General features: G+C 46.3%; 5 protein-coding genes. All 5 read right to left on the bottom strand.

Going from position 1 to position 7,770, the window contains the following annotated elements; all coding sequences use genetic code 11:
• Window positions 1–236: 236 nt before the first annotated feature.
• The gene (udp, locus tag Q1A70_RS11650) at window positions 237–995 is read right to left on the bottom strand and encodes a uridine phosphorylase (RefSeq protein ID WP_050646881.1); all 759 of its coding nucleotides are present in this window, start codon (window positions 993–995) and stop codon (window positions 237–239) included.
• 602 nt (window positions 996–1,597) lie between these two features.
• On the bottom strand, window positions 1,598–3,970 hold the full coding sequence (locus Q1A70_RS11645; protein WP_299691097.1) for a zinc/cadmium/mercury/lead-transporting ATPase: 2,373 nt from the start codon (window positions 3,968–3,970) through the stop codon (window positions 1,598–1,600).
• 159 nt (window positions 3,971–4,129) lie between these two features.
• A complete protein-coding gene (locus Q1A70_RS11640) occupies window positions 4,130–5,596 on the bottom strand; it encodes an MATE family efflux transporter (RefSeq protein ID WP_299691100.1) in 1,467 nt (488 codons plus the stop codon).
• Between the two features lie 347 nt (window positions 5,597–5,943).
• Entirely contained in the window at window positions 5,944–6,360 is a 417-nt protein-coding gene (locus Q1A70_RS11635; RefSeq protein WP_299691103.1) for a CBS domain-containing protein, read from the bottom strand.
• A gap of 342 nt (window positions 6,361–6,702) precedes the next feature.
• The gene (locus tag Q1A70_RS11630; protein ID WP_299691108.1) at window positions 6,703–7,659 is read right to left on the bottom strand and encodes a glycosyl transferase family protein; all 957 of its coding nucleotides are present in this window, start codon (window positions 7,657–7,659) and stop codon (window positions 6,703–6,705) included.
• Between the last annotated feature and the right edge of the window lie 111 nt (window positions 7,660–7,770).

The raw sequence follows: 7,770 nt of genomic DNA, 5'->3' as shown, positions 1-7,770 counted from the left end.
TTGAGGGAAATTAATGTCCATATAGTACCTCCGAGCAGAGTTACTATTAGATCAGAAATTTAATCAAATTGGTATTATCATGCGCCTTTTTTGTATCTGTGGTTTTTCTGTATTGATAGCATTAACGCCGTACCATAAAAATGGCCGAATCATATGATGCAGCCATTTTCAAAATCTGTCGAAGTACGACGATATCAGTACTCAGAAGAGAGCTCTGAAAATATTGCTCTAAAGACTTAGAGCATTTTACGTGCCGCTTCAACAACTACTTTGATCGAACGCGCTTCGGTCACTTTCAATGTGTCGTGATCAGGGGTCTCTTTTTGAGTACGGTTGATGATGACCCCCGCAACACAACCCGCTTTCAGACCAGAACTTGCACACATTGTTAGCAGTGTTGCAGATTCCATTTCAAAGTTAAGAACGCCCATGTCTTGCCATTCTTGCATTGAACCTTGGAAGCGCTTAACAACGCGGCCCGAGAAGGTATCGTAACGCTCTTGACCTGGGTAGAAAGTGTCACTGGAAGCGGTTACACCCATGTGAACGGCTGCGCCTGATTCTTCCACTGCTGCTTTCATTGCTGTTGCAACATCGAAGTCTGCCACGGCTGGGAACTCCATTGGCGCAAAGTGAAGACTAGCACCGTCTAGACGAACAGAACCAGTAGAAACTATCATGTCACCCACATTTACGTGTGGTTGGATAGCGCCTGTCGTACCAACACGTAAGAAAGTACGAACACCAAGCTGAGCAAGCTCTTCAACGGCGATAGAAGTCGATGGCCCACCGATACCGGTTGAACATACAACAACGGGTTTGCCGTCTAACTCTGCACGATAAAGCGTGTATTCACGGTGACTCGCCAGGAATACAGGGTTCTCCATCTCTTCGGCAATTTTTTGCACGCGAGCAGGATCTCCCGGGATAATCGCAAGAGTCGCACCGTTAAGATCAGCTTCAGTAACACCTAAGTGAAAAACAGCTTGAGACATAGTTTGCTCCTTTGGCTTATTGGGCTTTTTACCCTTCTTTAAGCTCATAGTAAATTAGTGGGGTACCAATACACTCTAACCAAGCTTCCCATGCAATGTAGTGACATAAATCACACCAATGGGAGCAACAGAAACCTGCGTTACACAAATACCTAATCCAGATCACAAAAGTAAGCAGCCTTTACGCCTGTGTTGCATACTAATGAGACAAAAAGCGCCTTTCGCGTATTACCGCTAAAGGCGCTTTTCTACTAGTCGCTTTGAATGTTAGACGCGTTCAATATTAGGGCGTGTTGATCTTTCGTGGTTAAATTTTGTTCGAGATAAAAGCGTTTTAATCGCGGCGAGGGGGAAGTAGCCTAGTCACTCTAAGCAAATCTCCCTCAACAAAGAGTAAAACGCTTTTAGCCGAACCCTTCGGGCAGCGTTTGCTGGTCATTTCTACTACGTTATCGGCTTCTCATGTAGGCTAGCTACACATCGAAGCCTCTGTCTTGTATAAATACCCAGCAACTCGCTGCAAAAAACAGCTCGAAAGATCAACACGCCCTAGTCACTTTGAATACGACTAACCTGTATCACTGAGCTGAACTTAATCCGCTTTAGACCTGATCCACTTGAGACTTAAATCGAAGCAGACGCAGAGCGTTTAATGTCACCAGTGCGGTCGCACCACTATCCGCTAAGACTGCCATCCATAAACCAGTGATACCTAACAAGCTGGTCACCAAGAACACGCCTTTCAAACCCAGCGCAAGGGCCACGTTTTGGCGAATGTTATTCATAGTCGCTTGCGACAGTTCAATCATCGCTGGCAGCTCGGTTAAGCGGTTATGAGTCAGTGCTGAATCTGCCGTTTCCAACGCGACATCCGTACCACCGCCCATTGCAATGCCGACATTCGCCGTTTTCATTGCTGGCGCATCGTTAATGCCATCACCGACCATCGCCACGTGCGACTGCTGAGATAACGCCTCAACGTAAGACACCTTGTCGCTCGGCAGTAGATTGGCCTTGTACTGCATTCCGATCTTACTGCTGATCGCTGCTGCACTTCTCGGATTGTCGCCAGTGAGCATGATAGATTGAATACCCAAGTCATTCAGGCGCTCAATCGCAAGCTTAGCATCACTGCGTAACGTATCTTGCCAAGCAATCAGACCTATCACAGTCGCTTGCTCTGTTGATTCTTCATTAACTTTAAGCTCAAGATCTTTTAGAGCTAGAGCAACCACAACCGTCTTACCCTCGCCTTCTAATACTTCAACCTGAGAAACAACATCGGCACTAAGTTCGAACATGACTTTCGACGGTGACAGAACCTGATATTTCACCCCATCAACATCACCTTCAACACCGCTACCAATGAGCGCTTTTTTGTTGTGTGATTCAGGGATCTCAATATTCAGCGCTTTTACCTTAGCAACCAATGACTGCGCCAATGGGTGAGTCGAACCGACTTCAATCGCTGCAACTACACTCAGCATGGCCTCTTGCTGCCAACCCGCTAGAGGCTGAATATCAGTGACTTGAGGCTTACCTTTGGTCAATGTGCCCGTCTTATCGAAAGCTATGGTTTGAACTTTACCAAGCTGCTCTAGTGCTGCGCCACCTTTAATCAGCGCCCCACGTTTCGCCGCCGCCGCCAAACCAGAGGTAATCGCAGCGGGTGTCGAGATAACCAATGCACACGGGCACGCAATCAATAACAAGGCTAAGCCACGGTAAACCCAAGTTTCCCATGGCTGAGCAAATAGCAATGGTGGTGTGATGATGACTAACAGAGCAACCAACATCATTAGTGGTGTGTACCAACGGCTGAACTTGTCGAGAAATCGCTCTAATGGTGCTTTACGAGATTCCGCTTCTTCAATCAGATGCAATATACGGTCAATCGCGTTCTCCCCCTGCTTAGAAGTGATGGTGATACGCACCACCTTATCCACGACCACAGCACCGGCCATGATACTGTTGCCTTCGATATGCTCAACAGGAACAGACTCGCCAGTGAGTGCGCTTTCATCAAAGCTTGCCGCGTCGGTCATCAATTGTCCATCAGCAGGTAAACGAGAGCCCGCAGCGACTTCAATCACATCACCAGGAGCCAGTTCACTGACTTCGACTTCGACACGTTGACCGTTGATGATCTTAGTCGCATTCTCTGGCACCAATGCCATTAGCGCTTGCACGCCACTTCTCGCTCTTGATGCGGCATACGCTTCTAAACGCTCACCAACCAAGAACAGCAGTAACACCATCGCCGCTTCGGCGGTTTCACCAAGGTACAGAGCACCGAGTGCGGCAACACTCATTAAGGTTTCAATCGCAAATGGTGTCCCTGACTGTGCCAGTTGAACGGCTTTCTTAGCCACCGGATATAAACCTAGCAGACAGGTTGCAATGAACAGACCTTCACTTAATTGGGGAGAGGTATTTTTCAAAAGCGCAGCAAACACCATTGCCGCTGCAATAGCGATAATCTGCACATTAGACTGGATATGAGCTTGCCAAAAAGTCTCAGGTTGTTGCTTTTCTTTCTTAGAACCGACTTCAGTCAGAGGGAACCCCGTTTTGATAGAGACCTGCTCAATCGTCTCAGCAAGATTTTCACTATCGAATTTAACCACCAGTTTTTCGGTCGCAAACAGCACCTTCGTTTGAACAACACCGTCAATATTACTGATCGCGTTTTCTATTTTTCTTGCGCAAGCTGGGCAATCCATTCCGGCAATCAGCCAACTTTTGGAAAATTTGGCGTCGAGATATGAGGTTGATAAATGCCGGTCTTCCTCTCCACTGTCGGAGCCACAGCAATCATCTTCAGAAGACGCTGTCGCAGTAGAAGAGCTGCAACACCCTGATGAAGTACTAGCCGCTGTGATGCTTGAAATTTTAGGGCTGCAACAGCTTACCTCAGAGGCTTGCGGTTCAACGTCCACTTTTGCCGAGCGGCACGCTGCATGTTTTTCACACATAATGTATCTCCTTAATACTCAAAAGCCTTAAGGTCGCTACCGCTCTATTGCAGCACCTTAAGTTACTTACCAGTATAAACCTTGGAGGTTACTCTAAGGTCAAGAAGAAGTTAATCAATAATCGCTATCAGCTGTCTACCGTACTAGCTCTCTAGCGTATTATCTGTGCGGCGTTATCTCTGCACACTTCTCTCGATTGGTCGAGACATCATCAATCAAAACCGCATCGTGTGAACAAAAAGGCTGCGTATTCAAGCTAACGATAGACACATCATCTTCAACAGGGTCGACCTGCGAGCCTTGCATCAGTTCAGCAATATGGTAACGAAGTACCAAAACACCCAATATCCCGAACAAAATATTCCCCAGCGCTTGTCCATATATCACACCTAACGCACCGTACCACTGTGAACCAAAGTAGACGAAAGGTAACGTCCCCAATGTGGCCTTACCTAAATTCAACGCCGTTGAATACAGGGGTTTACCGAGATTATTGAACGAGGTATTCGCGACAAATAACGCGCCGTTGAAGGTGAAGGTCAGCGCCACATAAGTACAAAATGCGGCAACAATAATCGCGGCATCCCCTTGTAAACTAAAACCTTGAATCACAAAGTCCTGTAGGAAGTACAACAGAATACAAACCGCAACGGTATAGAGCGTTGTAACCAACAGTGAGTTGTTCAATGTCTCTTTTACTCGATCCATTCTCTGCGCACCAAAGTTCTGACCGATGATTGGACCAATCGCCCCAGATAAAGCAAAGATCAATGCAAAACAGACCGGAGTTAAGCGCCCAATCACCGAAAAACCGGCGACGTAGTCTTCACCGTATTGCGCAATACCTGTCGTGACGATCGCATTCCCTATTGGAGTCGCAATGTTGGTGATAATCGCCGGAAGCGCAATCGCTAAAATAGGGCGAAGATTCATGCGCCATTGCACAAGAGAAGGGAGAGCGACCAACTGATGGCTGCGAATGAGTGGATACAGTGAGAAAAAAAGCACGCAAAAACGGGCAACAACAGAAGCAATCGCCGCTCCTTCGATATTCCAGCCGAAGCCAAAAATAAACAGAGGATCTAAAATCGCATTAACGATACCGCCAGACAAAGTCGCCCACATCGAACGCTTTGCATCTCCCGCCGCTCTTAACCCAGCCCCTGCCGCCATCGCCAGCGCGAGAAAGGGGCCACTTGGCAATAAGATCTCGAGATAAGCTTGAGCGCGCTCAGCTGCGATACCCTTAGCCCCAATAGCCGCCAACAGCTCTGGGATATAAGCAAACATAACGACAGTAATAGCCAAGCTGATAACAAACGCCGTCAGCATGATACTCATGCTGAGATTTCGGGCGTGGTCTCTATCTTTGGAGCCTATCGCTTTAGAAACCAAAGCACCCATGGCGATGGAGGTACCAATTGAAACGGAAGTTGAAAAGAAAGTCAGAGTGCCTGCAAAGCCAACCGCCGCCGCCAATTCAACCTGCCCAAGCATACTGATGAACAACATGTCGAGTAAGTCGACCACAAATAGAGCCATCAAGCCGACAGAGCTCGCTCCGGACATCACCAAGATGTGGCGCATGGTTGAACCTTCAACAAACTTTGCAGTTTGAGTCGTCATTAAACCTCCCAAAATTGAAATACCATCAGCGAAAAGCGATGCAAACTAAAACTCAATAAATGAAGACTCTGCAAGCTCATGCTCCACATTCTAATGTTCCACAATCTAACGATCGACAAAGCAAAAAAGGCGCGAGCGCGCCTTTTAACTATTCTGAATATTAATAAAAATAATCTTAGTTAACAAGTTATACCTATCACAGTAAGTGCTCATAAATCGCGTAGGAAAAAGCTTGAGAACAAGGCAGTATTTTCGATAAGCAGTTATTTTAAAATCAAAAATTCTAACGCAGTTATCGAGCGTTTTAGCCAGCTAGGATGACCCGGTATTTACTACGATTGGTATAACTATACAGGGTGTTTGAAGCATTCATCCAAATTCTTACCGATTGCTCGCAATACATCGGTTCTGGTTATAATTCCAACCAATTTCTTGTTATCAATCACAGGATAGGCTTTCGGTTTTCCGATCTGCATCATATCTGCCAATTCAATAATCGATAAGTCAGGGGAAACCCACAGTACTTCTTGGTACATGCAATCACCGACAATATGAGTATCTTGGCAGAAGTAGCTCACTTTAACCAGTTTATCGAGTAAATCTTGCTCAGAAAGAAAACCTATCACCTGTTCATTATCGTCAATGACAGGGCCCCCCATATGATGGCTGCGCATCACTTTATCTAGCGCGAGACTGAGCGGCATATCAGGAGTGAATGTCACAACCTGTTGTGTCATGTAATCTTTCACTTTTATTGAATTCATGGTGTTCTCCCTAAATACTTTTGCCATATCTTTCACTATCGCTTTCATTTAATTGTTGTCTAAAATCTTGATTTTACTAAATGGATTTCGACAATTTTATTGATAGGCAAAACCGAACACGCCAGTAAAACGAGACAGGTAAAGGCTCGCGAGCGTTTTTATGGCTAATAAAAAAGAAAAAAATACCCACACAACAAACTCTGATTTACCCGACTTAACACAGCTCATCGGGTGACAGAAGCTCAGTTACCTTGGGATCACCACCCACGTTTTCTGAATAAACGGCAACAAAAAGGCCAGCAAATGCTGGCCTTGTTACATGATGATTCTTCTTACGCTTTGCTAGCGAGCACAATACGCTTGCCAAAGCTGAGTTGCCTTTGAATACGCTTGAGCCTTATCGTGCGTTTCTGCGAATAAAATCGCGGTCATGCTGTCAACCACACTATTCGCCATCAGCTCAATTTCATCTTGTGGCGTTCCAAGCACACACTCCGAAGGCAGAGGTAGTTCGCTATTCATGGTACCTTGCCAATAAAAAGACTCCACCTTACCAGGAGAGCTCATCCATACGGTTTGGCTAACTTTAGGGTTGTACTCTGACTCGCCATTCATCCCTTTAAATGAAATCACCGAGTGAGATTTATTGCCAATCACATGCTCAACTTCCGCATGCAGTTGTGGGAAGCCCGGGTGGAAACTGCCACGTAATCCTAAACGACCACCACCAGGGTTCAATGCTCGAACCACAGTATTGATCGGCGTTCTCAGCCCATAACGGTGCTTCCAACCAATCATGGTTTGAGCCTCCGGCGCGAAGTTTGCTAAAGGTAAGTAAGCAATGCCATCCGTTTCAAGGATATGCTTGGCGTCTTGTGGGTCTTGGGCGCTGCGGACGCCAACGCAATCTAGGTGAGTCTCAACGTGTGTACGGCCACTGGGTTTGTCCATATAGCCGTGCATTAACACTTTGTAGCCATCGTCTGCTAATATCTTCGCCGCCAGTAAATTCCATGGCTTACCGCTGGCAGTATCATTGCGCTTACCTGCATAACATGGCCAATCAATGTCAGCCCCCAAGTCAGGCACCCGCGACTGAAAGGCTTTAACAAACCCTGCGATTTCTTCATTGGTTTCATTCTGCACACGAATTAACATCAGTAGCATAGCCATTTGGTCGTCACCAACCTTTCCGCTTAAATACTCATCCATGATACGGTGGGCTTGCTCGAACGACAAAGGCTTACGCCCTCTTTCTCCTCGCCCGACAGTACGAATACACTCTAAAATACTACTCATTGACTGCTAATTCTCTTTTCTGTCGATATTAATACCATTTAATTCGTCTTCGATTCTATGATACTCGCATGGTATTGCAAAGCGATTCAGTTGCTATCAATATCATTACCA

This window comes from uncultured Vibrio sp., from assembly GCF_947488985.1.
Classification (GTDB): Bacteria; Pseudomonadota; Gammaproteobacteria; order Enterobacterales; family Vibrionaceae; genus Vibrio.
The sequence above is the reverse complement of the archived record's forward strand: the minus strand, read 5'-3'. Positions and strand labels throughout refer to the sequence as shown.